The organism is Actinacidiphila acidipaludis (assembly GCF_019890725.1).
GTDB classification, from domain to species: Bacteria; Actinomycetota; Actinomycetes; order Streptomycetales; family Streptomycetaceae; genus Actinacidiphila; species Actinacidiphila acidipaludis.
The window spans coordinates 1-26,863 of sequence record NZ_JAINZZ010000034.1 but is presented as its reverse complement, the minus strand read 5'-3'; the positions used below and the strand labels follow the sequence as shown (position 1 = coordinate 26,863).

30 protein-coding genes are annotated in these 26,863 nt (G+C 74.9%); 15 read left to right on the top strand and 15 right to left on the bottom strand.

Translation table 11 applies throughout. The features are described 5' to 3' along the window. Positions 1-36 precede the first annotated feature (36 nt). Positions 37-690, top strand: a complete 654-nt coding sequence (locus K7862_RS23780) for a pyridoxine/pyridoxamine 5'-phosphate oxidase (RefSeq protein ID WP_308012146.1) — start codon at positions 37-39, stop codon at positions 688-690. Next, positions 687-1,382, top strand: a complete 696-nt coding sequence (locus K7862_RS23775) for a maleylpyruvate isomerase family mycothiol-dependent enzyme (RefSeq protein ID WP_308012145.1) — start codon at positions 687-689, stop codon at positions 1,380-1,382. The genes K7862_RS23780 and K7862_RS23775 overlap by 4 nt, the downstream gene beginning before the upstream one ends. A 103-nt stretch (positions 1,383-1,485) precedes the next feature. On the opposite strand, the gene K7862_RS23770 is transcribed toward K7862_RS23775, so the two are convergent. Further along, positions 1,486-1,725 carry a DUF397 domain-containing protein gene (locus tag K7862_RS23770; RefSeq protein ID WP_222965845.1) on the bottom strand — a complete coding sequence of 80 codons (240 nt, stop codon included), beginning with the start codon at positions 1,723-1,725 and terminating at the stop codon, positions 1,486-1,488. Between the two features lie 239 nt (positions 1,726-1,964). Here K7862_RS23770 and K7862_RS23765 point away from each other — a divergent pair, with 239 nt between their 5' ends. From K7862_RS23765 to cpt, 6 genes are all read left to right on the top strand, one after another. Beyond that, the gene (locus K7862_RS23765; protein ID WP_222965843.1) at positions 1,965-2,537 is read left to right on the top strand and encodes an isochorismatase family protein; all 573 of its coding nucleotides are present in this window, start codon (positions 1,965-1,967) and stop codon (positions 2,535-2,537) included. A 90-nt stretch (positions 2,538-2,627) separates the two neighbouring features. After that, positions 2,628-3,191, top strand: a complete 564-nt coding sequence (locus K7862_RS23760) for a TetR/AcrR family transcriptional regulator (protein WP_262413683.1) — start codon at positions 2,628-2,630, stop codon at positions 3,189-3,191. A 49-nt stretch (positions 3,192-3,240) separates the two neighbouring features. Then, positions 3,241-3,828, top strand: a complete 588-nt coding sequence (locus tag K7862_RS23755) for a DUF4865 family protein (protein WP_222965839.1) — start codon at positions 3,241-3,243, stop codon at positions 3,826-3,828. Then, a complete protein-coding gene (locus tag K7862_RS23750) occupies positions 3,825-4,235 on the top strand; it encodes a carboxymuconolactone decarboxylase family protein (protein WP_308012144.1) in 411 nt (136 codons plus the stop codon). Before K7862_RS23755 ends, K7862_RS23750 begins: the two co-directional genes overlap by 4 nt. Continuing rightward, positions 4,232-5,179, top strand: coding sequence for a phosphotriesterase family protein (locus K7862_RS23745; RefSeq protein WP_222965835.1), 948 nt, complete (start codon positions 4,232-4,234; stop codon positions 5,177-5,179). The genes K7862_RS23750 and K7862_RS23745 overlap by 4 nt, the downstream gene beginning before the upstream one ends. Before the next feature lie 97 nt (positions 5,180-5,276). After that, positions 5,277-5,795 carry a chloramphenicol phosphotransferase CPT gene (gene cpt / locus K7862_RS23740; protein ID WP_222965928.1) on the top strand — a complete coding sequence of 173 codons (519 nt, stop codon included), beginning with the start codon at positions 5,277-5,279 and terminating at the stop codon, positions 5,793-5,795. Positions 5,796-5,882: 87 nt separating this feature from the next. Here cpt and K7862_RS38305 read toward each other — a convergent pair whose 3' ends face one another. The 3 genes from K7862_RS38305 to K7862_RS23725 all read right to left on the bottom strand — a co-directional run bounded on the left by K7862_RS38305 (position 5,883) and on the right by K7862_RS23725 (position 10,649). After that, positions 5,883-7,139 carry a bifunctional alpha/beta hydrolase/GNAT family N-acetyltransferase gene (locus K7862_RS38305; RefSeq protein ID WP_222965833.1) on the bottom strand — a complete coding sequence of 419 codons (1,257 nt, stop codon included), beginning with the start codon at positions 7,137-7,139 and terminating at the stop codon, positions 5,883-5,885. A gap of 264 nt (positions 7,140-7,403) precedes the next feature. Next, a complete protein-coding gene (locus K7862_RS23730; RefSeq protein WP_222965831.1) occupies positions 7,404-9,701 on the bottom strand; it encodes a serine/threonine-protein kinase in 2,298 nt (765 codons plus the stop codon). A gap of 81 nt (positions 9,702-9,782) precedes the next feature. Next, positions 9,783-10,649 (bottom strand): oxygenase MpaB family protein, encoded by an 867-nt coding sequence (locus K7862_RS23725; RefSeq protein WP_222965829.1) that lies wholly within the window; start codon positions 10,647-10,649, stop codon positions 9,783-9,785. Between the two features lie 446 nt (positions 10,650-11,095). Here K7862_RS23725 and K7862_RS23720 point away from each other — a divergent pair, with 446 nt between their 5' ends. Next, the gene (locus K7862_RS23720; RefSeq protein WP_308012142.1) at positions 11,096-12,307 is read left to right on the top strand and encodes an LCP family protein; all 1,212 of its coding nucleotides are present in this window, start codon (positions 11,096-11,098) and stop codon (positions 12,305-12,307) included. A gap of 58 nt (positions 12,308-12,365) precedes the next feature. Further along, positions 12,366-13,115: an SDR family oxidoreductase gene (locus tag K7862_RS23715; RefSeq protein WP_262413681.1), complete on the top strand. Its 750-nt coding sequence runs from the start codon at positions 12,366-12,368 to the stop codon at positions 13,113-13,115. A gap of 65 nt (positions 13,116-13,180) precedes the next feature. Here the strand turns inward: K7862_RS23715 and crcB (K7862_RS23710) are convergent, their stop codons facing one another. From crcB (K7862_RS23710) to crcB (K7862_RS23700), 3 genes are read right to left on the bottom strand one after another with little or no spacing between them, the layout of a single operon-like run. Further along, positions 13,181-13,555 (bottom strand): fluoride efflux transporter CrcB, encoded by a 375-nt coding sequence (gene crcB / locus K7862_RS23710; RefSeq protein WP_222965825.1) that lies wholly within the window; start codon positions 13,553-13,555, stop codon positions 13,181-13,183. Further along, on the bottom strand, positions 13,552-13,968 hold the full coding sequence (locus K7862_RS23705; RefSeq protein ID WP_222965823.1) for a DUF190 domain-containing protein: 417 nt from the start codon (positions 13,966-13,968) through the stop codon (positions 13,552-13,554). The genes crcB (K7862_RS23710) and K7862_RS23705 overlap by 4 nt, the downstream gene beginning before the upstream one ends. Before the next feature lie 17 nt (positions 13,969-13,985). Then, positions 13,986-14,456, bottom strand: coding sequence for a fluoride efflux transporter CrcB (gene crcB, locus K7862_RS23700; protein ID WP_222965924.1), 471 nt, complete (start codon positions 14,454-14,456; stop codon positions 13,986-13,988). Between the two features lie 287 nt (positions 14,457-14,743). Here crcB (K7862_RS23700) and dhaK point away from each other — a divergent pair, with 287 nt between their 5' ends. From dhaK to K7862_RS23685, 3 genes are all read left to right on the top strand, one after another. Continuing rightward, complete coding sequence (dhaK, locus tag K7862_RS23695; protein WP_222965821.1) at positions 14,744-15,736, top strand: dihydroxyacetone kinase subunit DhaK; 993 nt, start codon at positions 14,744-14,746, stop codon at positions 15,734-15,736. A gap of 88 nt (positions 15,737-15,824) precedes the next feature. Continuing rightward, the gene (gene dhaL / locus K7862_RS23690; protein ID WP_222965819.1) at positions 15,825-16,490 is read left to right on the top strand and encodes a dihydroxyacetone kinase subunit DhaL; all 666 of its coding nucleotides are present in this window, start codon (positions 15,825-15,827) and stop codon (positions 16,488-16,490) included. Further along, positions 16,487-16,933, top strand: coding sequence for a PTS-dependent dihydroxyacetone kinase phosphotransferase subunit DhaM (locus K7862_RS23685; RefSeq protein ID WP_222965817.1), 447 nt, complete (start codon positions 16,487-16,489; stop codon positions 16,931-16,933). The genes dhaL and K7862_RS23685 overlap by 4 nt, the downstream gene beginning before the upstream one ends. A gap of 88 nt (positions 16,934-17,021) precedes the next feature. Here K7862_RS23685 and K7862_RS23680 read toward each other — a convergent pair whose 3' ends face one another. The 5 genes from K7862_RS23680 to K7862_RS23660 all read right to left on the bottom strand — a co-directional run bounded on the left by K7862_RS23680 (position 17,022) and on the right by K7862_RS23660 (position 21,141). Next, positions 17,022-17,300, bottom strand: a complete 279-nt coding sequence (locus tag K7862_RS23680) for a hypothetical protein (protein ID WP_372461641.1) — start codon at positions 17,298-17,300, stop codon at positions 17,022-17,024. A 169-nt stretch (positions 17,301-17,469) separates the two neighbouring features. Then, complete coding sequence (locus tag K7862_RS23675) at positions 17,470-19,143, bottom strand: DHA2 family efflux MFS transporter permease subunit (RefSeq protein WP_308012141.1); 1,674 nt, start codon at positions 19,141-19,143, stop codon at positions 17,470-17,472. A 125-nt stretch (positions 19,144-19,268) separates the two neighbouring features. Further along, positions 19,269-19,868: a hypothetical protein gene (locus K7862_RS23670; RefSeq protein ID WP_222965813.1), complete on the bottom strand. Its 600-nt coding sequence runs from the start codon at positions 19,866-19,868 to the stop codon at positions 19,269-19,271. Then, complete coding sequence (locus K7862_RS23665; RefSeq protein WP_308012140.1) at positions 19,868-20,476, bottom strand: ABC transporter ATP-binding protein; 609 nt, start codon at positions 20,474-20,476, stop codon at positions 19,868-19,870. Before K7862_RS23665 ends, K7862_RS23670 begins: the two co-directional genes overlap by 1 nt. 182 nt (positions 20,477-20,658) lie before the next feature. Continuing rightward, positions 20,659-21,141, bottom strand: a complete 483-nt coding sequence (locus tag K7862_RS23660) for an NUDIX hydrolase (protein ID WP_222965810.1) — start codon at positions 21,139-21,141, stop codon at positions 20,659-20,661. A 194-nt stretch (positions 21,142-21,335) separates the two neighbouring features. Here K7862_RS23660 and K7862_RS23655 point away from each other — a divergent pair, with 194 nt between their 5' ends. After that, entirely contained in the window at positions 21,336-22,412 is a 1,077-nt protein-coding gene (locus K7862_RS23655) for an O-antigen ligase family protein (RefSeq protein WP_262413678.1), read from the top strand. 107 nt (positions 22,413-22,519) lie between these two features. Here K7862_RS23655 and K7862_RS23650 read toward each other — a convergent pair whose 3' ends face one another. Continuing rightward, complete coding sequence (locus K7862_RS23650) at positions 22,520-23,065, bottom strand: hypothetical protein (RefSeq protein ID WP_222965808.1); 546 nt, start codon at positions 23,063-23,065, stop codon at positions 22,520-22,522. A 44-nt stretch (positions 23,066-23,109) separates the two neighbouring features. Further along, on the bottom strand, positions 23,110-23,892 hold the full coding sequence (locus K7862_RS23645; RefSeq protein WP_222965806.1) for a glutamate racemase: 783 nt from the start codon (positions 23,890-23,892) through the stop codon (positions 23,110-23,112). Positions 23,893-24,214: 322 nt separating this feature from the next. Between K7862_RS23645 and K7862_RS23640 the strand changes: the two genes are divergently transcribed. Continuing rightward, positions 24,215-25,381 (top strand): glycosyltransferase, encoded by a 1,167-nt coding sequence (locus tag K7862_RS23640; RefSeq protein WP_222965916.1) that lies wholly within the window; start codon positions 24,215-24,217, stop codon positions 25,379-25,381. A 36-nt stretch (positions 25,382-25,417) separates the two neighbouring features. Here K7862_RS23640 and K7862_RS23635 read toward each other — a convergent pair whose 3' ends face one another. Next, on the bottom strand, positions 25,418-26,683 hold the full coding sequence (locus tag K7862_RS23635) for a TerD family protein (RefSeq protein WP_222965804.1): 1,266 nt from the start codon (positions 26,681-26,683) through the stop codon (positions 25,418-25,420). Positions 26,684-26,863 lie beyond the last annotated feature (180 nt).

Genomic DNA, 26,863 nt, shown 5'->3' with positions numbered 1-26,863 from the left:
TCTTCACCACAGACCATTACCACTGAGGGGGTAACCGTGTCCGACCTCCGCGAACTCCTGCGCGGTATCGAGGTGTTCTCGGGTGAGCTGCCGGAGTTCGACGTCTCCGCACTTCCGGCCGACCCGCACGACCTGTTCGCCGAGTGGCTGCTGGCCGCCGTCCGCGAGGGGGTGCGCGAACCGCACGCGATGACCGTGTCCACCGTGGGCGAGGACGGCACGCCGACGGCCCGCGTGCTGATCCTCAAGAACGTCTCCCACCAGGGCTGGCAGTTCGCCTCCGGTGCGAGCAGCCGCAAGGCGCGCGACCTCGCCTTCCGGCCGTCTGCCGCGCTCACCTTCTACTGGCCGCAACTGGCACGCCAGGTCCGCGTCACGGGCGACGTGGAGCCGGCTCCCGCGGACGACTCGGCAGCGGACTTCCTCGCCCGCTCCCCCGGCGCCCGCGCCGAGGCGCTGCTCGGCCGGCAGAGTGAACCGCTGTCCGGCCTCGCCGAGCGCGACGCGGCGGTCGCCGCGTCGGCCGAACGCGTCGCCCGCGAGCCCGAGTTGGTCGCCGCCGACTGGACGCTGTACACGGTGCGCGCCCTCGGCGTCGAGTTCTGGCAGGGCGACCCCGACCGCCGGCACACCCGCGTCCGCTACACGCGGACGGACGACGGCTGGGACCGGGGGCTGCTGTGGCCGTGACCCAGACGACCCCGGCGGCGCTGCAGAGCGCCCTGACCGCGGGGCAGGACCGGCTGCGCGCGCTGCTGCCCGCGCTCACCGAGGAGGAGGTGCGCGGGCCGAGCACACTGCCCGGCTGGACCCGCGGGCACGTTCTGAGCCACATCGAAGGAGTGGGCCTGGCGCTGGCACGGCAGGCCCGCTACGCCCGGCGCGGGCGGCTCATCGACGTGTACGACGGCGGCCGCCCGGCCCGGGACGCGGCGATCGAGGCCGGGCACCGGCGCAGCGCGCTCCAGTTCACGTCCGCCCTGGCAGCGGCGCTGGACGAGGTCGAGGCGTCCTGGGCGGCGGTCGAGCCGGGAGACTGGGAGCGGCCGGTGCGGTACCGCGACGGCGTGCTGCTCGACGCGGGGCTCGCCTGGTGGCGCGAGCTGGAGATCCACACCGTGGACCTGGAACTCGGCCCCTCCGGCGCCGACTGGTCGCCGGAGTTCTGCGCGCACGCCGTGGAGTTCCTCGCCGCGCGCGTCCCCGAGGGGGTACGGCTGACCTGGAGCACCCCGGACGGCGCGCCGGACCACACCTTCGGCAGCGGCGCGCCGGTGGCGGTCACCGGCACACTGACCGACCTCGTCGCCTGGCTGGCCGGACGCCATCCGCGGAACCCGCCGGCCGGCGATCCGTTGCCCCGGCTCGGCCCCTGGCCGTAGGCCCGGGCGCCCGGATCCGACCACCGGCCGCGCCCATCCCGGGGGATGACCCGCCGGGGTGAGCCGGCCGGTCGGCCGGGCCGGGTGGGCCCGGTGGGTCGCGTCAGGTCAGGTCGAACTCGCCGTCGCGGGCGCCCAGAACGAACGCGCGCCACTCGGCAGGGGTGAAGATCAGGGCGGGACCGTCGGGGTTGCGGCCGTCGCGCATCGCGATGTACCCCTCGACGAAGGCGATCTGCACGTCGCCCCTGCCCTGGCTGCTGGACAGCCACTCCGCGTTCGCCAGATCGAGCTGCGGCTTCTTCCCGTTGGCCAACGGCTGTCCGATGGTGCTCTCGGCCACGTCCGCTCTCCTCCCACGTCGTCGTTCCCGCCCAGCGTAACCGTCGTGCCGCCGGGGGACGCAAGATGCGGGAACCCGCCCGCCACACCGCTCTTTCGGGTAGTGCGCGGGTTTCGGAGGTGACGCCGGGCGCGACCGCCACCGCCACCCGGCGAGCACGGATTCCCTTCAACTCCCGCGCATATTCCACTCGTTGCATCACCCGGCGGCCCTGAGGCGGTCCGGGTAGGGTCCCGATCATGACCGCTCATGATCACGACAGCCGGGGCGGCGCCGGACACGAGTCCCCGCTCGCTCCTGGTCTTGACCCCGCTCGCACCGCTCTGGTGCTGATCGACCTGATGGAACGGATCGTCGCCCTCCCGCTCGCGCCGCACTCCGGCGCGCAGGTGCTCGACACCGCGCTGGAACTGGCCCGCGCCTTCCGCGCGGCCGGCGCCCCCGTGGTCGCGGTACGGGTCCGGCGTCCCGGCGTGCCCGAGCAGCCGCCGGGCAGCGAACTCGTCGATACGGTACGGGAGTCGGCGGACGCCGTGGTCGTCAAGCAGACGGTCGGGGCGTTCCAGGACACCGGACTGCACGAGGAGTTGCGGCGGAGGGGCGTCACCACGCTGGTCATGGCCGGGATCGCGACGAACATGGGTGTGGAGTCCACCGCCCGCGCCGCGGCCGACCTCGGCTACCGGCTGGTGTTCGCGGCGGACGCGATGTCCGCGCTGACGGCCGCCGAGCACGACGCCTCCGTGCGGCTGGACTTCCCGCGTCTCGGCAGCGTGGTGCGGTCGGCCGACATCGGCTTCGCGAGCCCCTGAGCGTTCCGGTCCGGAGCAGGGCGGCGGGACGCTCCCGCCGCCCTGCTCTTCGGCCTCGCGACTGTACCTACTAGTATGTACACTGCCCGAATGGACACCGCCGAGCGACTGATCACCAGCACTCAGGAACTGCTGTGGGAACGCGGCTACGTCGGCACCAGCCCCAAGGCCATCCAGGAACGCGCGGGGGCGGGCCAGGGCAGCATGTACCACCACTTCCGCGGCAAGGCGGACCTGGCGGTCACCGCGATGGACCGCAGCGCCGCCGAACTCCGCGCGCAGGCCGACGCCGTGCTCACCGAGGGCGCCACACCCGTCGCACGCATCGGCGCCTATCTCACCCGTGAGCGCGAGCCACTGCGGGGCTGCCGGGTCGGCCGGATGGCCATGGACCCGGACGTGATCGACAGCGACGAGCTGCGCCGGCCGGTCGAGGAGACCTTCGTGTGGCTGCGCGAACGCCTCGCGGGAATCGTCGCCGACGGGGTCGCCGCCGGCGAACTCGCCCCGGAACTCGACCCGTCGGACACCGCCGCCGCGATCGCCGCCGTGGTCCAGGGCGGTTACGTCCTCGCCCGCGCGGCCGGCTCGCGCGAGCCCTTCGACCGAGCGGTGCGCGGCGCGCTCGCCCTGCTCACCGCCGCCCGTCCCTGAACCGCCCCTGCCGTACCTGAACCGTCCCCCTTTCCGGAGGAGTTCGACCGTGCACGCGATGAACTACCGCATCACCCTGCCCGCCGACTACGACATGGGGATCATCCACCAACGGGTCGCCACCCGCGGCGGCCTCCTCGACACCTTTCCGGGGCTCGGCCTGAAGGCGTACCTCGTGCGCGAGCGCGGCACGGACGGCTCACCGGTCAACGAGTACGCGCCCTTCTACCTCTGGAACACCTCCGAAGGCATGAACGCCTTCCTCCGGGGAGCCGGATTCCGGTCCCTGGCAGCCGACTTCGGCCGTCCCGCGGTCGAGCACTGGACCGGGCTGGCCTTCGCCCAGGGACCCGCCGTCGACGGGGCCCCGCGAGCCGCGTCCCGCACGACCCGGCCGATCGACCCTGCGGACGACCCCGCCACGGTGATCGAGACCGAGGTCGAGGCACTCACCGAGCGGACGGCCGCGCCCGGCGTCCACTCGGCGGCCCTGGCCGTCGACCCGCGCCACTGGGAACTGGTCCGCTTCACGCTCTGGCAGGACGCCGCGCCGCCGGAGGAGCACACCGACCGCTACCGGGTGCTCCATCTGTCCCGGCCGGAGCTGGGCTCTCTCACCGCGGGGCGGCAGTGGTGACCCGGCCCGCACCGGCCGACCGCGAGGCCGGCTACCGGCTGCTGGGCGAACTCGCCGGCCCGGAGACCGTCGAGGGCACCCTGGCCGGCCTCGACCGGCTGGCCCCGGGCTTCGCCGACTGGATCGTGACCTGCCTGTTCGGCGGCACCTACCAGCGCGAGGGGCTGGCGCCACGCGACCGCCAGATCGCCACGCTGGCCGCGCTCACCGCGTTCGGCGGAGTGGATCCGCAGGTGGACGACCATGTGCGCAACAGCCTGCGGATCGGGATGGCGCCCCGGGAGATCGTCGAGGTGATGGTGCACCTCGTCCCCTACGTCGGCGTGCCCAAGGCGCTCGCCGGACTGCGTGTCGCCGGAGCCGTGTTCGAGGACCTTGGGATCGATCCCGCCGAGGAGGGCTCATGAGCCGCGTCCGTACCGTCCTCGGTGACGTCGCGCCCGCGGAGCTGGGGGTGTGCGACGCCCACGACCACCTGTTCTTCGCCGCGCCCGCGCTCGCCGGGCAGGAACTGGACGACCCGGCGGCGGCGCGGGCCGAACTGGAGTCCTTCGCGGCGCTGGGCGGCGGCGCCCTCGCCCAGTGGACGCCGTTCGGCCTGGGGCGCCGGGCCGCCGCGCTGCCCGCGGTCTCCCGCGCCGCCGGGGTGCACGTCATCGCGGCGACCGGGATGCACCAGGCAGCGCACTACGATCCGGCGCTGCTCGAGCGCCTCGGCGGACGGGGCGAACACGGCCTGGCGGCGTTCTTCGTCGCCGAGCTCACCGAGGGTCTGCTGGACGGCGACGACCCGGACGGCCCGCGCGGCACGGCGAAGGCCGGGATGATCAAGGTGGCGGGCATGTTCCACGGGCTGGACGCCCACACCCGGCGGGTGATGACGGCGGCGGCCGAGGCGCACCATGCGACGGGGGCGCCGATCGGCGTCCACCACGAGATGGGCACCGCGGCCGTGGACGTCCTGGGCCTGCTGCACGGGGAGTTGGGCGTCCCGGCGGCGAGCATCCTGCTCGGCCACCTGAACCGCTTCCCCGATCCCGGCATCCACCGCGAACTGGCGGCCTCCGGCGCGTTCCTGGCGTTCGACGGCCCCTCCCGGGCCCATCACGCCACCGACTGGCGGCTGCTGGAGTGCCTGGAGGAACTGGCCGCGGCCGGGCACACCGGACAGCTCCTGCTCGGCGGGGACACCACGTCGGCCGCGGGGCGGGCGTCGACCGGCGGTGGGCCGGGCGTCCCGTTCCTGCTGCGCGTGCTGCGGCCGCGGATCGCCTCGGCGCTCGGCGAGGAGGCCGCGGAGGCGATCTTCACCGGCAACCCCGCCCGGGCGTTCGCCGCGGACTGGCGGTGAGGGCCGGAGTGAGGGCGCTCGGGCGGGGACCGCGGAAATCCGCTGGCCCCGCCCCGGCGCTCCGCCTACGGTGGCGATCGTGCCCACCCATGTGATCATGCTCAACGGCGGCTCGAGTTCGGGGAAGAGCAGCATCGCCCGCTGCCTTCAGAACCTGCTCCCCGGGGCCTGGCTGACGTTCGGCGCCGACACGCTGGTCGACGCCATGCCCGCCCGTCTCCGGGCGGGCGGCGAGGGCATCGGCTTCGACTCCGGCGGCGCGGTGGTGACCGGCGACGAGTTCCGCCGCCTGGACCACGCGTGGGCGCAGGGCGTGGCCGCGGTCGTCCGCGCCGGGGTCCCGGTGGTGGTGGACGAGGTGTTCCTGGGCGGCCCGCGGTCACAGGCCCGGTGGCGGGACGCGCTCACCGGCCTGGAGGTGCTCTGGGTCGCGGTCCGCTGCGATCCGGACATCGCGGCGGCCCGGGAGGCGGCGCGCGGCGACCGGGAGACCGGGATGGCCCGCCTGCAGGCCGAACTGGTGCACCGCGGGGTGGAGTACGACCTGGAGGTGGACACCGGCGGGTCCGGCGCGGAGGAGTGCGCCCGGACGATCGCCGCCCGCGTCACGGGCTGAACGAACCAGCGTGTCCCGCGTCGCGGGCCGAACGAGGCGGCATGTCCCGCGTCGCGGGCCGAATGACCGCCGTCCCGAGGGAATGGGTCAGACGGCCTCGTCCGGCAGGGACTTGAAGAAGAACGTGGTGGGGCGCAGCACTCCCCCGGGGTCGGCCGCGTAGTCCGGTACCGTTCCGGCCGGCGTCCAGCCCTCCGCCTGGTACAGGTGGTCGGCGGCGCTGCCCGTCTGCGTGTCGAGGAGGAGCAGCCGCACTCCGTCGCCCCAGGCCGATGCCTCCGCGACCCGCAGCAGCATCCGGGCCAGGCCCTTGCGGCGGGCGGCCCGGTGGACGAGCAGCTTGGCGATCTCCGCCCGGTGGCCGGCGTTCGGGGAGTCCGGGCGGTGCAGCTGGACGGTGCCGCGGACCACTCCGTCGTAGTCGAACGCCGCCCACAGCTCGACGCGTTCGGCGGCCACGTCCCGGGCGAGCGCCTCCCACCACGCCACGGCGTCGCCGACGGCGAGCGGGCCGTGGAAGCCCACGGAGGCGCCGGAGTCCACGGCGTCCACCAGCAGCGCCGCGAACCCGGCCACCTCGGCGCGCAGCCGGCCGGCGGTGACGCGCACCGGCACGAACGCCACCGGCGGTTCGCTGTCGGGCGCCGGCGGCCGGCCGAGGAAGTCCCGTACCACGGCGAGGAAATCGTCCGGCCGCTCATCGTGCACCATGTGACCGGCCTCGATGGTGATCAGCCGGGCGCCGGGGATCGCCGCGGCCGTGCGGGCCAACTGGTCCTGCGGGATGTGGCTTCGGGGTCCGCCGGCCACCACCAGCGTGGGCGCGGTGATCTCGGCGAGACCGGCCAGGTGGCGGGCGGGCGGGGCGTTGCGCTGCCCGGCCACCGCCGGCACGACGCGCCAGTCGTAGGGCGTCGGCTCCTCGGGGGCCGTGGCCGGCACGGGACGCGGCGGATCGGCGGGGAACGGCATCGGCCCCTCCTCCAGCACCATCCGCCGCACGGCACCCGGCCGGTCCATCGCCACCAGCGAGGCGGCGACGGTGCCCATCGAGTGCGCCACCAGCGTCACGGTGTCCAGGTGCAGGGCGTCCAGCAGGGCCAGGACGTCGTCCCGCATCGACTCGAAGGCGTAGGCACCGGGGTGGCCGCTCTCGCCGTGCCCGCGCAGGTCGACCGCGAGGGTCCGCCAGCCGTCGGCCGCCAGTCCGGCGGCGACCGCGCGCCAGGAGCCGCGATCCTCCCCCAGCGCGTGCAGCAGCATCACCGGCGGACCGTCCTGCGGACCGTCGGTCTCGCAGGCCAGCAGGACCCCGTTCACCTGGTACGTCGACACCTCGCCCATGCCGCGAGCCTACGGCCTGTCCGGCACGACCCGCCTGCCGCTGGGCAGCCGGGAGGCGCCCTCACCCTCCGCTCCGGCGATCCGGGGTACCTCCGGACGAAGTGCTGAGAAAGCGCCCAACACGCCTGCCCTATCCGCCAGTTGGACGGCGCTCTTCGGTCGGGCGGGGAGCGGCGGGAACCGCCTTCCGCACCCGGCCCGCGGCGGCCGGGCGTTCGCTCACGGCCGACGCGAGCCCGTGCGGCACGGCGCCGGCCCCCGGCCTCACAGCTCCTCCGGCCCGTCGCCCCCGCGGGCGGCGACCCGACGGTGCAGGGCCCGGGCCTCGTCCTCGCGGCCGAGGCGTTCGAGGCAGTGCGCCTCGTCGGTGCGGCTCATCAGGGTGTCGGGGTGCGCCGCGCCCAGGACGCGCTCGCGGGCGTCGGCGACCTCGCGGTAGACCGCGAGCGCCCCCGCCCAGCGCCCGAGCCACCCGAGGGCGACGGCGATCTCCCGCTTGCCGGCGAGCGTGTCGGGATCGGCCGGCCCGAGCACCCGCTCGCGGATCGCGGCGACCTCCCGGGCCTCGGCCAGCGCCCGGTCCCACTGGCCGAGCAGCCCGAGGCTCACCCCGAGCGCGTGCCGGGCCCGCAGGGTCTCGGGATCTGCGGACCCCGACGTCCGCGTGCGGGCGGCGACCAGCTCCTCGAAGAGCCCGCGCGCCTCCTCGCTGCGGCCGAGCCTGCTCAGGCATATGCCGGCCTCGTAACGGGCGGCGAGGGTGTCGCCGTGCCCGGCGCCCAGGGTGCGCGCCCGGGCCTCGGCGACCGCGCGGTAGGCGTCCAGCGCGTCGCCCCACCGCCCGAGCCGGCCCAGCGCGTAGGCCACCTCGCAGCGGGTGAGCAGGGTGTCCAGGTCGTCCGGGCCCAGCGCCCGGGTGCGGCCGGCGGCCGCCAGCGCGGCCTCGGTGTACGCCTCCTCGGCGCGGCCGAGCCGGCCGAGGTTGACGGCGAGGTTGTGCCGGCACTGGAGGGTGTCGGGGTCGTCGGCGCCGACGGTGCGCTCGCGCGCGGCGAGCACCGCGGCGTACTCCTGGTGCGCCTCCAAGTGCCTTCCCAGCCGCCCGAGTTCGTAGGCGGCCTCGTGCCGGGCGGCCAGCGTGTCGTCGTGGTCGGGGCCGAGCACCCGGCCGCGGACCTCGGCGATCCAGGTGTACAGGCGCAGCGCCTCCTCGGCGCGGCCGAGGCGGCTCAGGCACCCGGCGGCCTCGTACCGGCCGGCCAGGGCCGCCGGATGCTCGGGGCCCTGCACACGCTCGCGCTCGGCGCAGACCGCGCTGTGCAGCTCGTACGCCTGCTGCCAGTTGCCGATCCGGCCCAGGTCGGCGGCCTCGGCCTGGCGGGCCGCCAGCGCGTCCAGCGCCTCCGGTCCGGCGGCCACGGCGGTCGTCGTCCGGGTCGACCAGGCGCCGGTCAGTGCGTGGTGCGGCCCGGCCGCCGGACGGTGGACGCGGGTGGATCGGGCGGCCGATCCGGTGCTCAGGCCGCGGGCCCAGCCGGGCAGCCGGTCCGGCCGGCGCGCGGCCGCCGCGACACCGGCGGCGCGCATCGCCTTCAGCCGGCCGCAGACGTCGGCGGCGTCCTGGGGTCGCGCCTCCGGGTCCTTGGCGAGCAGGTCCAGGATGAGCCGCTCCATCTCGGCGGGCAGTTCGGGCCGCCGGGAGCGCGGCGGTTCCGGCGCGGTGTCGCGGTGTCCGACGAGGATCGACCAGGGGTCGCCCAGGTCGAACGGCGGTGCGCCGGTGGCCAGTTCGTACAGGACGCAGCCGAGCGAGTACAGGTCGCTGCGGTGGTCGACCTCGGCCGCGTCGATCTGCTCGGGCGACATGTAGTGCGGGGTGCCCATGGCCATGCCGGAGCCGGTGAGACGGGAGGTGAACCCGATGTCGTGGCCGAGGCGGGCGATGCCGAAGTCGCAGATCTTCACCGCGCCGTCGGTGAGCCGGATGATGTTGGCCGGTTTCAGGTCGCGGTGGACCACGCCCTGCCCGTGGGTGTAGGCGAGGGCGGCGGCGACCTGTTCGGCGATGTCGCTGATGTCGGGGACCGGCAGCGGGTGCCGCTGGGCGTCGTCCAGGATCTGCAGCAGGTTGCGTCCGTCGAGCAGTTCCATCACCAGGAACAGCACGCCGTCGTGGTCGCCGAAGTCGTGCACGACGGTGATGCCGCGGTGCTGCAGCGACGCGGCGACGCGGGCCTCGCGCCGGAACCGCTCCTGCAGGACCCGGGTGAACCCGGCGTCGCCGAAGTGGCCGGTCGAGGGCTTCAGGCACTTCACGGCGACCCGGCGGCCGAGCGACTCGTCCAGGGCACGCCACACCTCGCCCATGCCGCCGCGGCCGACGAGTTCGTGCAGCCGGTAGCGGTTCTGGATGAGCGTGCCGCCGCCCGAGGTGCCCGCGCGGTGCGGATCCGGGCCGGAATCCGGCCGTCCGGCGTGCTGCGAGTGGTCCGAGTGTCCTGAGAGGTCTGGGTGGTCCGGTTCCTGTGGGTGCTCTGGTTGTGCTGCCTGTCCCAACGCCATTGCGCGCCGCCGCCCCCGGTACTCCTCTGGTGCTTCCCCGGTCCCAGTATGCGGGCGAGCGGCGCGAGGGGGGACAGCGGATCAGGGCAGAAGGTCCGGCGGGGGCGGCAGCCGCCGCACGGAAGGATGCGTTCCGGGACCCAGCCGGCCGACGGCCTTGAGGATGTGACCGGGCGGCAGCTGCCAGCGCACGGTCGCCGGGATGGTCCGCAGCAGCCGTCCGCCGACGCGCAGCCGGCGGGTGACCGCGGCCTCGGACGGCGGCCTGCGGTCGTACAGCAGGTGGGCGAAGGGAGGCAGCGCGGCGAACGCGGTGCCGGAGACGCTCTGCCAGACGGCGAGCCGGGCGGGCAGCAGCACGCGGGGCACCGGGGGCGCCTTCAGGAACCTGACCACGTCGAACGCCTCCGGGGTGGCGGCGAGGTCGGGCCTGACCTTCTCGAAGTACCGGGCGAGCTCCCCGGTGTCGGCGGGGACGTCCGCCGGGTCCAGGCCGACCAGCCGGGCCGACTCACGCTGCTCGTCCACATAGGCGTCGGCGTGCGCGTCGGTGAGCGGGAAGCCGGAGCGCCGGGCGACGCTCAGATAGGAGTCGATCTCCGCGCAGTGCACCCACAGCAGCAGATCGGGGTCGTCCACGCCGTACCGCTCGCCGGTGCCGGGATCGACGGCGGACAGCTTGCGGTGGATGCCGCGGATGCGGGCCCCGGCGCGTTCCGCGGCCAGTGTCGTGCCGTAGGTGATCTCGCCGACGAAGGAAGCGGTGCGCAGCAGCCGGCCCCAGGCGTCGCGGCGGAAGTCGGAGTTCTGCGTGACACCGCGGACCGCCCGCGGGTGCAGGGCCTGGAGGTACAGGGCGCGCACTCCGGCGATCCACATGACGGGGTCGCCGTGCATCTGCCAGGTCACCGAGTCGGGCCCGAAGAGCCCGGGGTCCGCGTCACGCATGGGCGCCTCCTTCGCCGCCCACGGTAGCTCGCGGGAGCCCGGCCGCGGAGGCGGATCCCGGCCACCACGGCATGCCCCCACCGCTCGCCCCCGGCCTGGCACCGCCGCCCGCCCCTCCTCGCCGCTCACCCGCCGCTCGCCCGCCGCTCGCCCGCGGCTCACCGTCGCCGCCCGCCGGCCCGCCGCTCCCCCTCTCCGCGTGGGCAGCCGGGAAACCGTCCGGTAGTGGGACATACTCGGCAGATCCGCCGGTAGGCGCCCGTGCCCGCCGGCCCGGGGACGATGCGAGGACGTACCCACGTATGGCCGACCGGGACGAACAGCAGCACCGACGCTTCGCGTGGGCCGACCCACGACGACTGGCACCGCGCGGCCAGGGCGACGACGACGGGCCGCCGCGCTCCCCCCGGCGTCCCCTCCGGCGTCCCCTCGTACGCTGGCTCACCGTGGGACTCTCGGTGGCCGTGCTGCTGACCGCCGCGGGCGTGGCCTTCGAGTACTTCCGGCTCAACGGCAACCTGCGGGACATGCCGCTCTTCGGCGGGATCGTCGGCGACGCGGGCCACGAACGCCCGGACGCCTTCGGCAGGACCCCGGTCAACGTCCTGGTCATCGGCTCCGACACCCGTGCGGGCAGCGCCGACTGCCGGCTCGGCGGCGACTGCGGCCCCGGGCAGAACGCCGACGTCGACATGGTGCTGCACCTGTCGGCGGACCGCTCGCACGCGACCGTGCTGAGCATCCCCCGGGACACCGTCACCGACCTGCCGGCCTGCCGCCGGCCCAAGGGCGGCGTCGCGCCCGCCCACCGCGGCCCGGTCAACTCCACGCTGCAGTTCGGCCCGGGCTGCACGGTCGCCGCCGTGCACACCCTCACCGGCATCCCCATCGACCACTTCGTGCTGGCCGACTTCGCGGGCGTGGTGCGGCTGTCCGACGCGGTGGGCGGCGTCCCGGTGTGCGTCGACCGCAACGTCTACGACCCCTACTCGCACCTGAAGCTCGCGCGGGGAGACCACTCGCTCAAGGGCGAGGCGGCGCTGGAGTTCCTGCGCTCGCGGCACTCCTTCGGCGACGGCAGCGACCTGGGCAGGACCGACGCCCAGCACCTCTTTCTCGCGTCGCTCGCCCGGCGGCTGCGCGGCAGCGGTTCGCTGACCGATCCCTCCGGGATGCTGGACCTCGCGGACGCCGCCACCAAGGCGCTGACCGTCGATCCGGGACTGGCGTCGGTGAACCGGCTCGCGGGCCTGGCCCAGGACGTCCGCAAGGTGCCGTCGGCCCGCTTCGGCTTCACCACCATGCCGAGCATCCCGGACCCCGGCGACCACAACCGGCTGGTGCCCGGGCCGGGCGCCGACCACGTCTTCTCGATGCTCGCCGCGGACGTCCCGCCGCACACCGCCGGCCCGGCCCGCGCCGACGGCAAGGCCGGGCAGGGCTCGGCGCGGCCGTCGGCCACCGTCCGGCCGGGTCCCGACGAGGCGTTCGAGGCCCCGGCGGGCATCGCCACCCCCTCGGCGCCGGGGGTCCGCACCGCCGCCGGCATGGCGTGTGCGAAGGTGGCGACCGGCCGCGTCGTGACGGTCCGCGGTGTCGCCATGACGCCGAGCGCCGCGTTTGCCGCCACGCCGAAGATCCCGGTGTCCGCGCCGTGATCGCGCCGCCGGGCCGCCCTGGCCCGGGGACCCGTCCAGGCACGGCGAGAGGATGCAGATGATGCGCGTAGCGGTGGCAGGCGGCACCGGGGTGACGGGGCGGCACGTGGTCGAGGCGTTGGAGGCGCGGGGTCATGAGCCCGTGGTCGTCGCCCGCTCGCGCGGAGTGGACCTGATGACCGGCCGGGGCCTGGACTCCGCGCTGGAATCCGCGGACGCCGTGATCGACGTGTCGAACGTCGTGACGACGGGCCGCCGCAAGGCCGAGGCATTCTTCGGGACGGCGGGCCGGAACCTGCTGGCCGCCGGGGCGCGGGCCGGGGTCCGCCACCACGTGGCGCTGTCCATCGTCGGGATCGACCGGGTCGGCCTCGGCTACTACCAGGGGAAACGCCTCCAGGAGAAGCTGGTACGGACCGGCCCGCTGCCGTGGTCGGTGCTGCGGGCCACGCAGTTCCACGAGTTCCCGCAGCAACTGCTCGACCGGATGGCCGGACCGGTGGTGCTGGTGCCGCCGATGGCGACCCAGCCGGTCGCGGTCCGGGAGGTCGCCGGGGCCCTGGTGGACCTGGTCGAGGGGCCGCCGCAGGGCATGGCGCCCGAGTTCGCCGGTCCCCGGGTGGAGGACATGGCCGCGCTGACCCGCAGGCTGCTGAAGTCCCGCGGCAGCCGCCGTCTGGTGCTGTCGCCGCGGCTGCCCGGCGCGGTGTTCTCGGCGATGGCCGACGGCGGGCTGCTGCCCGCCGGGCAGGGCGCGCGGGGCGTCCAGACCTGGGACGAGTGGCTGGACGGCGTCAGGCCGTCGTGATCCGGCGGGGGCGCGGCCCGTGCTGCCGCGGCGGCACGCCGGGCTTTGGTGATCCGGCGGCGGGCTCAGCCCCAGAAGGCGTGGGCGAGGGCGTTGCCGGTGAAGGCGGCGCCGAGTCCGGCGGCGATGCTGCCGACGACGTTGGCGGTCGCGTAGAAGCGCGCGCCGTCCTCGGCGAGCCGCAGCGTCTCGTAGGAGAACGTCGAGTACGTCGTCAGGGCGCCGCAGAGCCCGGTCCCGAGGAGCAGCTGGACATGGGCCGACGCGGCGCCCACGGACACCGCCCCGGCCACCAGCCCGAGGATCGTGCTGCCCACCACGTTGACGGTGAAGGTGCCCCACGGGAAGACGCTGTCGTGGCGCGCCTGCACCGTGCGGTCGGTGAGATAGCGCAGCGGCGCGCCGACCACCGCCCCGGCGATCACCAGCAGCCAGTTCACCGCCGCCCCTCCTCCGTCGCGCCGCCCGCCGCGTCCGACGCTCCGCCCGCCGCGCCGTCCGTCGCGCCGTCCGTCGCGCCGTCCGTCGCGCCGTCCGTCGCGCCGCGGCCGGTGTAGCGGATGACCTCGCAGGGGTCGAGGACCACCAGGCCCTCGGTGACCAGCTCGTCGAGCTCGGGCAGGAACGCGCGGACGCGGTCCTCGGTGTCGACGATCACCACGGCGACCGGCAGGTCCTCGCTCAGCGAGAGCAGGCGTGCGGTGTGGATCAGCGACGACGCGCCGAAGCCCTCGATGCCGCGGAAGACCGACGCGCCGGCCAGTCCCGCGCGGTGGGCGCGGTGCACGATCTCGGTGAACAGCGGCTTGTGGTGCCAGCAGTCGTTCTCGCCGATGAGAACGGTCAGGCGCATGGCAGGTCCGGTGAGTCTCACTGCTGCCTCCAGGCGACGACGCGGCGGGTGGCGGCCGCCCCCGCCCACACCGCGGCCATCGCCGCGACCACGGTGAGGGCCAGGTAGGCCAGGGCGGTGCGCGGCTGGCCGCCGTCGACGAGCCGCTGGACATCGATGGCGTAGGTCGAGAACGTGGTGAAACCGCCGAGGACACCCGTGCCGAAGAACGGCCGCACCAGCCGGTGGGCGGCCCACACGTCGGTGATGATCACCATGAACACGCCGATCACCGCGCATCCCACGGCGTTGACGACCAGCGTCGTCCAGGGGAAGGCGTGCGGGGGCGTGGGCCAGGCGAGCCCGGCGCCGTAGCGGGCGCAGGCCCCGATCGCCCCGCCGACGGCCACCACGGCGATGACCGGGCCCTGGCCACGGCCCGGGCGCCGAGAACGCCGCCGGGCGACGAGAGCGGGATCGGGGTGCAGCGGGTCGTCGACCGCCGGCATCGGTGCATCAGCCACGGAAGTGCTCCTACTCGCAGGACGACGGCACGCCACAGCTCGGGCATGCCTCTCGCAAGCAGGGACCGTTGGCGGCGGGAGTGCCGCGGTTCGGGTGCGGCGGGCCCCACCGCCGCGCGGCGCGCCGGAGCGGGCCGCACGGCCGAGCTTACCCGGTCGGCCGCACGCCCCGGCCGCGCTGCGCCGCGCGTCCGTGACGGGGGTCACTCCCCGACCGATACTGGAGGGAGTGCAGGTCTCCCGTGCGGCACCCGTCTCACCTGGAGGTACTCATGAAGATGCTGATCAATGTCCCCGAGACCGTGGTACCCGACGCGCTGCGCGGGATCGCCGCGGCACATCCGGATCTCACCGTGGACGTCGAACACCGGATCATCATGCGCAAGGGCGCGCCCTTCGAGGGCAAGGTCGGTCTGGTGTCCGGCGGCGGTTCGGGCCATGAGCCGTTGCACGGCGGATTCGTCGGCCGGGGGATGCTCGACGCCGCGTGCCCGGGCGAGGTCTTCACCTCCCCCGTCCCCGACCAGATGGCCCGTGCGGCCGCCGCGGTGGACAGCGGGGCGGGCGTGCTGTTCATCGTGAAGAACTACACCGGTGACGTGCTGAACTTCGACATGGCCGCCGAACTCGCCGAGGACGAGGGCGTCCAGATCGCCAAGGTGCTGGTCAACGACGACGTGGCGGTCACCGACAGCCTCTACACCGCCGGCCGCCGCGGCACCGGCGCGACCCTCTTCGTGGAGAAGATCGCGGGTGCGGCCGCCGAGGAGGGCGCGCCGCTGGACCGCGTCGCCTCCCTCGCCCGCCAGGTCAACGAGGCCTCCCGCAGCTTCGGTGTCGCGCTGACCGCCTGCAGCACCCCGGCCAAGGGCGGCCCGACCTTCGATCTGCCCGACGGCGAGCTGGAGCTGGGCATCGGCATCCACGGCGAACCGGGCCGTGAGCGCCGCGCCATGATGACGTCCGGCGAGATCGCGGACTTCTCGGTGGACGCGATCCTGGAGGACATGCGCCCGGACGCGCCGGTCCTGGCGCTGGTGAACGGCATGGGCGCGACGCCGCTGCTGGAGCTCTACGGCTTCGCCGCCGAGGTGCACCGCGTGCTGGCCGAGCGCAAGGTCGCGGTGGCCCGTACGCTCGTCGGCAACTACGTCACGTCCCTCGACATGGCGGGCTGCTCGGTGACGCTCTGCCAGGTCGACGAGGAACTGCTGCGGCTGTGGGACGCGCCGGTGGCGACGCCGGGACTGCGCTGGGGCTACTGACCACCACACACCGCGTCACCGCGACGGCCCCCGTCGCTCCCCGCACACCGCCCGTCCGACCCGTACGGCACCCGCGGAAAGGCACCGTATGAACGCGCTCCCTCCCGACGGCCCACCGATCGACGCGGCGTTCCTGCGCCGATGGCTGGATGCGGCGACCGCCGCCATCGACCGCGAGGCCCCGGTCCTGACCGAACTGGACTCGGCGATCGGCGACGCCGACCACGGCACCAACATGCGCCGCGGTTTCACGGCGGCACACACCGCCGTGGAGCAGGAGCCGCCGGACACGCCGGGCGGCGTGCTGGTGGCCGTGGGCCGGCAGCTGATCTCCAGCGTGGGCGGGGCGTCGGGCCCGCTCTACGGGACGCTGCTGCGCCGCGCCGGCAAGCGGCTCGGGGACGAACCGGTGGTCGGCGCGGCCCAGTTGCGGGACGCGCTGCGCGCCGGTGTGGAGGGCGTGGGCCAGCTCGGCGGCGCCGCGGCGGGTGACAAGACGATGCTGGACGCGCTGCTGCCCGCCCTCGAAGCTCTTTCGGGCGCGCTGGACGCGGGCGGCGGGACCGCGGAGGCGTTCGCCGCGGCGGCCACCGCGGCCGACGAGGGCGCGCAGGCCACCATTCCGCTGCGCGCCCGCAAGGGCCGGGCGAGCTATCTGGGCGAGCGCAGCATCGGCCACCAGGACCCGGGGGCGACCTCGTCGGCCCTGCTGATCACGGCGTTCGCCGACACGGCACGGGAGGCCGGGGCATGAGCGCATCGTCGTCGTCCGCGAACCCGGGGGCGTCCCCGAACGCCGCGCCGCTCGTCGGCGTGGTCCTGGTCTCGCACAGCGCCGCCGTGGCCAGGGCGGTCGCGGAGCTCGCGGCGAACCTCACCGGGGGCGCCGCCGAGGTACCGGTGGCGCCGGCCGGCGGCGGGCCCGACGGTGGGCTGGGCACCAGCTCCGATCTGATCGCCTCCGCGGCGCGGTCGGTCGACCGCGGGGCGGGGGTGGCGGTGCTGGCCGACCTCGGCAGTGCCGTCCTCACCGTCAAGGCACTGCTGGCCGACGACGAACTGCCGTCCGGCGCACGGCTGGTGGACGCGCCGTTCCTGGAAGGGGCCGTGGCCGCGGTGGTGTCCGCGTCGGCCGGCGCCGACATCGACGCCGTGACCGCGGCGGCCACCGAGGCCTACGACTACCGCAAGGTCTGAACAGCGGCCGGCCGCCGGGACGGCCCGGGACTCCTGAACGACGAGGAGTTCCGGGCCGTCGCGGGTCGGGACGGTCCGCGTGGGACGGTCAGCGCCCGTAGCCCAGCAGCGCCCGCACCATGCGGCAGGTGACGTCGGACGGCGGGTGCACGCCGATCAGGTCCGCCGTCGCCCGGATGCGGCCGTTGCCGGCCTGGGCCGGGTCGTACACACCGGAGTCCAGCAGGGCTATGACCAGGCGCATGGTCTTGAGCCTGCGGTTGTGCGCGATGTACCACTCGCGCGGCCGGCCCGCGGGCAGCGGCTTCTTCGGCAGGGGCATCGGAAGGGACATCGGCAGGGGCAGTACGGCAGCAGCCATCGGCATCCTCCAGAGGCGTCGGCCAACCCTCTCGAACACTGTCGATTTTACCGCCAAGCACTGACAAAGTCCCCTGGCCAGCGGTGGGTTGAGGCCCTGGCGCGCGGCCCGTCGGGGGCTCGGCCGGGAGACCGGCCAGGGGTGGCGTGGCGGTCGGCCGGGGAGGACGTCCGCCTCACCGCCGGGTCATCTCCGGCGGACCGCCGGCGCTACCCCGCGGCGGCTCCCCGGCGGCCTCCGCCGCCGCGATCTCCTCCTCCGACAGCGGCAGGCCGTGCGGGTTCGCCGAGGCGCCGTCGAACGTCCTGACGAACAGGCACGACAGCGCGCCGGCCGCCATCACGAGGACCGCGACGAGCAGGGTGGGCCGCATGGCGTCGACGAATCCGTGCCGGAACACCGCCGCGGCCGCGTCCTGGATCCGCTGGGCGACGCCGGGGGGCGCGGTGGCGGGAACGGTACGGCCGGAAGGGTTCCCGGCAACCTCCAGGTGCCGGCCCGCGGTGTCGAAGCCGTGCACGAAGCCGCCGCGGTACGCCCGCGGCACCGAGCCCGCCCGGCGCGCCGCCTGATCCTTCAGCGACGAGGCCAGCCGGCCCTGCAGTACGGCGCCGACGACGGCACCGGCCAGCACCGAACCGACCTGGCGCAGCGCGTTGCTGACCCCCGAGGCGGCGCCGGTGAGGCGGGGCGGGACGCTGCGCATCACCTCGCCGGCCATGGGCGCGAAGGTGCAGCCGGCGCCCGCGCCCATCAGGAACAGCGGGGCGACGAGGCCGGTCCAGCTCCCGCCGACGCCGGCCGCCCCCATCACCCAGGCCAGGCCGCCCGCGAACAGCAGGAACCCCGTCATCAGGATCCACCGGCCGCCGATCCTCGCGGCCAGCACGGTGGCCGGTCCCGCCATCACGAACGTGCCGATCGACAGCGGGAGCAGGACCACACCGGCCTTGACCGCGCTGTAGCCCAGCACCGACTGCAGATAGACCGTGATCGGCAGGAACAGGCCGACGACGCCGAACGAGATGGCGACGCCGAGGACGTTCATCAGCGCGAAGTTGCGGTCCCGGAACAGCGAGAACGGCACGAGTGGCTCGTCGTCCTGGCGGCCGCGCTGCTGGAGCAGGAAGACCCCGCCGATCACGACGGAGGCGACCAGGCTGGTCCTGATCCAGCCGTTCCAGTCGTACTTCCGGCCCTCGATCAGGCCGAGCGACAGCAGGAACAGCGCGGCCGAGGAGAGCATGACGCCGGGCACGTCGAAGCGGTGCCGGACCGTCCGGGCGGGCCGCGGGAACAACAGCAGCGCGCCGAGCACGGCGACCACCCCGACCGGCACGTTGACGAAGAAGATCCACCGCCAGCCGAGGTCGCTGACCAGCAGGCCGCCGACGGTCGGGCCCGCGGCGCCGGAGAGCCCGGCGACGACGCCCCACACCCCCAGGGCCGCGCCGCGCTTCCCGGCGGGGAAGACGTCGACGATCATCGACAGCGTCTGCGGCAGCAGCAGCGCCGCGCCCAGGCCCTGGACGGCCCGGAAGGCGACCAGTGCGGCCGGGTCGCCCGACAGGCCACAGGCCAGACTGGCCAGGGTGAACAGGGCGACGCCGCCGGTGAAGAGGTGCTTCTTGCCGATCAGGTCACCCAGCCGGCCGGAAGTGATCATCAGCGCGGCCAGCGCCAGCGTGTAGGCGTTGGTGATCCACAGGATCTGGTCGAGCGACGCGTCCAGGTGCTCGACCATGTCCGGGATCGCGATGGTGACGATCGTCAGGTCGAGCAGGGTCATGAAGAACCCGAGGGACAGCACCGTCAGGACCGCCCAGGGGTTGCCCCGCAACGTTTTCACGATGTTCCTCCTTGCCCGCGGGCGGCGCGCGCCCGTGGTCTCGCTCAGCTCGTGTGCCTTCAAGAGAGGACCGGCCGAGCGGGATGTGACATCGCCGCGGCGGGAGGGACGCCGCGCCGCCGCGGTCAGCGCGTGAGGGTGCGTTCCAGACGCCGCAGCGCCAGCGCCATGGCGGCCGTGCCGAAGACCACCGTCACCGCCGTGCCCCGCAGGAGCGCCCACAGCACCTCGCCGACGGCCACGTCCCTGGCCCGCAGCGGCGTGGCCAGGATGGAGTCGTAGGTGCGCAGCAGCTTCAGCTTGCCGAACACGGTGAAGGTGGTCTCGTTCATGGCCCCGTTCATCGCGGCGGTGGCGAGCAGCGCGGGGGCGACGAACTCGACGTAGCGCACCGAGGGGTCGCCGAGGCCGGGCACCCGGCCGACGAGGGCGCCGATGCCCAGGCCCGTCGACAGCAGGTACCGCAGCGGTTCGAAGATCTCGGCCAGCAGCAGGTACCAGGTGTGGCGGTGGATGACGAGATTGCGCTCGACCAGGGCGGCGGGACCGGCGAGCCCGGGCTCCACGCCCTGGTACAGCGGCGAGCACGCGGCGAGCGGCCGCGCCCAGACGGGGAGTTGGCCGACCGGGAAGAAGGTGCTGGAGAACATGTAGAGCGGCATGACCACGAAGCGGTACAGCCCGTTGAGCCTGTCCTGCCGCTCGACGGTCACCGCCCAGGCCATCAGCGGCGTGCCGAACGCCAGCCCGGTGAGCAGGACGGGTCCCGCAGCAGGATCTCCGGGTCGTTGACCAGCGAGCGGGCGATGGTCAGCCGCCGGCGCATGCCCCCGGACAGCTCCTCCACCTGCTCGTCGGCCTTGTCCGCCAGCCGGGCGAACTCCAGCAGGCGGGAGGCGCGTTGACGCACCACCGCGCGCGGCAGACCGAAGTACCTGCCGTAGACCAGCAGGTTCTCGCGGACCGTCAACTCGGTGTCCAGGGTGTCGTCCTGGGGTACCGAGCCGAGCCGGGCCCGGATCTCGGGACCCCGCACCGAAGGGTCCATGCCGAGGACGCGCAGCCGCCCGCCGGACACCGGTGACACGGCGGCGATCATGCGCATGGTCGTGGACTTGCCCGCGCCGTCGGGGCCGAGGAAACCGAAGGCCTCGCCGCGCCGGACCTGGAAGTCGATGCCGGCGACGGCCTCGGTCGGTGTGCCGTCGCCCCGCGCGGCGTGCGCCTTCCGCAGGTCGGCCGCCTCGATCAGCGGCGCGGCCGCCTCGGCGGGGCGGTCCGCGGCGGCCGGACCCGCGGTACCGGACGGATCGGTTGTGGCGGCCTCGGACACCTGCGCCCTCCCCCCGAGTGCGCGACCGGGCCCGTCCGGGCCGGCCGCGTGCGGTGTGCTGTGCTCCGGCGCGGGTCAGGACGCGCCGGAGCAGAGGCATCCCATCAGAAGAGAGGCGTAAGGTTCAATCAGTTTTCACGCAAAGATTGAACATGTTGACGAAACAATCGCGGTGCGGCTGGCTATGGCAGGGCGTCGGCCGGGGCGAACCAGGTCGGTTCGTCGCGCAGCGCCAGCGCGATCCGGCCGCGGGCGATCGGGCCCAGCTCCGGCAGCTCGTCGACCGCGAACCAGCCCACGTCCAGGGACTCGTCGTCGTTCACCCGGGCGTCGCCGCCCACCGCCCGGCAGCGCAGCACGATGTCGATGTACTGCGCCCGGTCGCCGTTGGGGTAGAGCACCGGCTCGTTGGTGAAGACACTGAGCACCCGCTCGACGACGGCGCTCACGCCCGTCTCCTCGTGGATCTCCCGCACCGCGGCCTCGGCCGGCTGCTCACCCGGGTCCGGGATGCCGCTGATGAGGGCCCACTTCCCGGAGTCCGCGCGCCGGTTGAGCAGGACGCGGCCACGATCGTCGAAGACCACCATCACCACGCCGGGCAGAAACAGCAGGGTGTCCCCCGCCTTCGCGCGGATGTCCTGGATGAATTGGGGAATCGCCATGGCCCGAGCCTACGAGACGGAGGGTGAACGCCACATCAGTACCAGGTTTCACAAGTACGGCGAGGTTCCCGCACAACATATCCACAGCGGGCCCCCGCACCCGTTACGGTGACCGCAGGAGAGCGCCCACGCGGGGAACGCGGGCGTGACGGGCCACCCCGTCGCGGCCGGGTGGCGGCAGGGGGTACCGGGGGATGGACATGACGGCGGGCGGCCCGCCGGACGCGGCACGCGCGGGCCGGAGCGACGCCGCCGGCGCGCCGCTGCGCGCCGGGCGGCCGCACAGCGGCGCCACCGACGCGGCCGGCGTCGTGGTCATGGTGTGCTGCGCCGTCTGGGCGCTGGTCGCCGCCGCGGGCCGGCCGGCCCGCCCCGAGGGCACGCTGCTCGCCCTGCTCGCGGTGGCCGCGGGGTACGCCGCCGGGCGGATCTTCGGCGCGCTCCTTCCGGTGCTGGCGCCCGCGCTCGCCGCCCTCACCGTGCTCGGCCTGGTCCTCGTCCCGCCCTCCCGGCTGTCGGCCGCCGCCGGGCCGCCGCCCCTCGGCTACGCCAACGCCGACGCGGCCCTGCTGGTGCTGGCGACCGGCGCGGCCTGCTGCGCCGCCTGGACCTGCGCCGGCCGGGTGCGGCGCACCGCCCTGCGCCTGCTGGGCGCGGGCGCCGTGGTGACCGCCCTCGCGCTCGGGTCGGCCGCCGCCTTCGCCGCGGGCGCCGCCGTCGTGCTCTGCTCCCTGGCCGCGGCCCGGATGCGCGAGCACCGTCTGCTCGGCCTCGCCGGGCTGGCGATCGCCGCGATCCTGGCCTCCGGAACGAGCTACGCGGTCGCGGTGGACGCGCTGCCGGCCGGCCTGACCGAGTCGCTGACCGGCCAGCTCACCCAGCCGCGCGTGCAGTTGTGGCACGAGGCCGTCACCGTCGCCGAGCACCACCCGCTGCGGGGCGTCGGCCCCGAGCGGTTCGGCGACGAGAGCAGCAGCCTGCCGGCCGCCGACGGGCCGGCCGCGCCGTCGCCCCAGTCCGCGCCGCTGCAGCTGGCGGCCGAGCAGGGCGTGCCCGGAGTGCTGCTGCTGGCAGCGGCCTTCGGGTGGGTGCTGTGCGCTCTGTGGCGTTCGTCACGTCCGACTCCCGTGGTCCTGACCGCCGGTGCGGCGCTCACCGGTCTGGCCATGCTGGCCACCGTCGACCACGTGCTGAGTTATGCGGTCGTGACCGCGAGCGCGGGGTTCGTCGCGGGACTGGCGACGGCGCAGCCGCTGAACCCGGAGCTCTGACCGAACGGCGGCGTTGAGCCGTCCGAGTGAGACGTCCCGGCTTCGGCGGCCCGGGCGGCCGCGACCGGGGCCCGCGGAATCGGCGCGGACCGGTTCGGCCGGACGGGTCAGACGCGGCCCGAGGGGCGCGCGCGCGTGTGCAGCAGGTCGCGGATCGTCTGCACCGCGCCCTCGGCGTCGTCCACGGTCACGGTGAAGCGGTGGCCGGTGCCGAGGTCGATGACCACGCCGGGACCGCGCCGCACCACCACGGCCGTGCCCTTCTCCGGCCGCCAGCGGTACCCCCAGCCGCCCCACGCCCTGGGGCTGACCACCGGGGCGAGCTGCGCGCCGCTGACGTCCTTCATCGGGATCCGGCGCCGCGGGACACCGATGTGGCCGCAGCGCACGTGCACCGCGTCCCGGTCGATGCTGACGTGCACATGAGTGAAGGCGACGGTGCCGAACAGCACCAGCAGGCCCACGGCCAGGCAGCCCACGACAGACATCACCAGCGGGACCAGTCCCGAGGCGCCGGGGCCGTTGACGGCCAACAGGATGCCCAGGGCCAGGCACGCGGCGCCCGTCCCTGCGAGCAGCCACTGCATACGATTACTGGCCCGGCCCGTCCACACCTGGGGCGCACGGTTCGCCGGCCGAGGAGCGTGCGTCATGGTCGAAGCGTACTCAGCGAAGGCGTTCGCGCCAGCGTCCTGCGTCACGCCGTGGCGGGCGCGGCCGCCAGCAGCACACCTTCCGGATACGCCAGCGCGACGTCCGGCAGCGGCGACGGACGGCCGTTGAGCAGCACGTCCAGGGTTCCGGACCGGTCCTCGGCGGTGAGCGACCCGGGGTAGGGCGCGGCGCCGATCCGGCGCAGCACCTGGGCGGCGACGGCGTCCGCGGAACCGTACAGGGCGGCCCCCGGGACGGCCGCCGAGATCAGCTCGCCGACCAGTTCGTAGTGCGTGCAGCCGAGCACGACGGCGCCGACGCCGGCCGGGGTGAGTTCGGCCGCGGCCGCGACGGCCGCGGCGACGGCCTCGCCGTCGGCGCTCTGCACGGCGGCCGCCAGACCCGGGCACGGCACCTCGGTGATCTCGGCGCCGTTGCCGAACTCCTCGATCAGCGCGCGCTGGTAGGCGCTGCCCGTCGTCGCGGGAGTGGCCCAGATGGCCACCGTGCCGTGGGTGGCCGCGGCGGGCTTGATCGCCGGAACCGTGCCGACGACCGGCAGGTCCGGCTCGAACGCGGCACGAAGGGCGGGCAGGGCGTGCACGGAGGCGGTGTTGCAGGCGACGACCAGGGCGTCCAGGCCGTACGAGGCCGCGGCCCGTGCGCAGTCCAGGGCCCGGGCCGTCACGTCGTCGGCGCTGCGCGGCCCCCAGGGCAGGCCCTCCGGGTCCGACGCCAGCACCAGGTCCGCGTCCGCGCGTACCCGCCGCAGGGCCGCAGCCGCGGCGAGCAGTCCGATCCCCGAGTCCACCAGCCCGATCTTCACGCCCCCACCATAAGCGCACGCCCTCCCCGCCCTCTCCACCCCCACCGCGCAGGACCGGCCACCGGCGCGCGGTCACCGAGGCAACGGACACCGCGGCTGGGGCCACCCGCACCCCACGACGCGAGGTGCACGGGTGGCGCGGTGGGAGCAGCTGGCGGGCGCAGCCCGCCGGGCCCACCACCGGCGGAGAGCCGCCGACGCGCCGGCCGCGCCCGCAACGAGGAGTGCCGTATCCCGGCGGACGGAGGCAGGGCCGGACCCTGCGAGGAGAGCCGTATCCCGGCGGAGGGCGCGGTACGGCAGACTGCCCACCGTGGACACGATGATCGTGATTGCCGTGGTGGCGCTCTGCGCCTGGCTCTGGCTCCTCCTGGCCCAGGGAATGTTCTGGCGCACGGATGTGCGCCTCCCCCGCACCGGCGCCGAACCGGCAACCTGGCCGGCCGTCGCGGTCGTCGTCCCCGCCCGGGACGAGGCCGAGGTCCTGCCCGTGAGCCTGCCGTCCCTCCTCGCCCAGGACTACCCGGGCCCGGCCACCGTCTTCCTCGTCGACGACGGCAGCACGGACGGCACCGGCGACCTCGCCCGCTCCCTCCACGCCACGCACGGCGGACTGCCGTTGACGGTGACCTCGCCGGGCGAGCCCCCGGCCGGCTGGACCGGCAAGCTGTGGGCGGTCCGTCACGGCATGGCCCAGGCGCGCGAGCGGAGCGGCGCGGAGTTCCTGCTGCTGACCGACGCCGACATCGCCCACCGCCCGGACAGCCTGCGCTCGCTGGTGACCGCCGCCGTCGCCGCGGACCTCGACATGGTGTCCCAGATGGCCCGGTTGCGGGTCACCACGGGCTGGGAGCGCCTGATCGTGCCGGCCTTCGTGTACTTCTTCGCGCAGCTCTACCCCTTCCGCTGGGTGAACCGCGCGGGCTCGCGCACCGCGGCGGCGGCCGGCGGCTGCGTCCTGCTGCGTTCGGCGACGGCGGAGGCCGCGCGCGTGCCGGACGCCATCCGGCAGTCGGTGATCGACGACGTCGCGCTGTCGCGCGCCGTCAAGCGCTCGGGCGGGCGGATCTGGCTGGGCCTGGCCGAGCGGGTGGACAGCGTGCGTCCGTACCCGGGTCTGGGTGAGCTGTGGCGGATGGTCTCGCGCAGCGCGTACGCCCAACTGCGCCACAGCCCGGCGCTGCTGGCCGGGACCGTCGTGGGGCTGGCGCTGATCTACCTGGCGCCGCCCGCCGCCGCGATCGGGGGCGCCGCCGCCGGGGCGTGGCCGCTGGCCGGTCTGGGCCTGGCCGCGTGGGCGGTGATGACCGGCACCTACCTGCCGATGCTGCGCTACTACCGCCAGCCGCCGTGGCTGGCCCCGCTGCTGCCGTACACGGCCGCGCTGTACCTGCTGATGACGGTCGACTCGGCGGTGGAGCACTACCGGGGACGCGGTGCGGCCTGGAAGGGCCGCACCTATGCGCGCCCGGACGACACGCTGGTGTGACCCGGCCCTTTTTCCTGACGATGCGTCAGGCGTCCGTCACTTGCGGCCCGGTTTCCAGGCGAGTCCCCAGCCGTAGGCGTAGTCGGCCGTGCGCTGCGGGCTGACCCCGCGCCGTGGCACGAGGTACCGCGCCTCCCGGTGGACCACGAGTTCGTCGCCCTCGCGGACCAGCAGGGCAAGGGCGCAGACCGGCGACTCGACCGTGCACTCGTCCAGCGTGAAGTCGACCTCGGCGCCGCGTTCGGGCCGCAGGGTGACGGTGGCGTGGAGTCCGGCGAAGCTGCGTGCGCCCTCGTAGATGGTGACGAAGACCAGCACGCGCCGGAACGACGCGGCGCGGTCGAGGTTGAGGGTGAGGTGCTCGCCGGTGCCGCCGGCCCGGTCGTCGCCGTCGAGCAGGATGTACGGCGGGCGGTCGAGGGCGCCGAAGGAGTTGCCGAGCGCCTGGACCACGCCCTTGCTGCCGTCGTCGAGTTCGTACAGGGCGCACAGGTCCAGGTCGACCGGCCGCTGCCCCCAACGGCGCTGCTGCGCCTGCCAGTCGAGGGTCACGCGCAGCGCTCCCGAGGTGGCGCCCTGCTTGGTGAGCGAGACCGCGGGGGCCTGCTTGGTCAGGGTGACCTTCGTCAGCAGCACCGGCGCCGGGGCGGGCGCAGGCTCAGGTGCCGGGGCGGGGACGGGCGCTGGAACAGGTCCGGGCCCGGGCGCCGTTGCGGGCACGGTCCGCCCACCGCCCGCGGCAACGCCGATCCCGCCCGCGGGCACCGACGGCAGCGCCGGCACCGCGTCCGGGCCCAGCCCGTACGCCGCCGCGAGGTCCGGCAGCCCGCTCGCGTATCCCTGGCCGACCGCGCGGAACCGCCAGCCGCCGCCCCGCCGGTAGCACTCGGCGAGGACGTACGCCGTCTCACCCGCGGCACCGCCGCAGTCGTACCGGGCGACCTCCGTGTTGTTCGCCAACGCCCGCACCGACATGTCCGGCACGCGGCCGAACGGGCCGCCGTCGCCACGGGCGACGACCAGCACCGTGGCGATTCCCGGCTCGACCGCGGACAGGTCCAGGGCGAGGGTGTCGACGAGCCGCCCGCCGGCGGCCGTGCCGCCCTCGTACCGCACCGCGCCCGACCCGTGCACCGGGGCGGCGGCGTGGACGAAGTCCCCTGCCCCGCGCGCCTTCCGGTCCTCGGTGAGCAGCAGCGCGCACAGGTCGGTGCGCGGGCCGCCGCCATCTGCCGTCCTGCCGAACTCCACCCGCACGACATCCGTCGGCAGCGGCGTGTTCTCCCCCCTGCGGAGCGTCATGACTCCCCCTCCCCGGCCGCGCCGGGGCACCCTGGCCCCGGCCGCCACTCAGCGCGCGTTTTACCTGATCACACCATGAGAGGGTGACCGATTTCCGAGGATTCGCTCAGATAGGTGAACGAAGGTCACTCACTGCACGCCAAACAACCTTCTAATCGGACTCCCCAACGACCACATCGT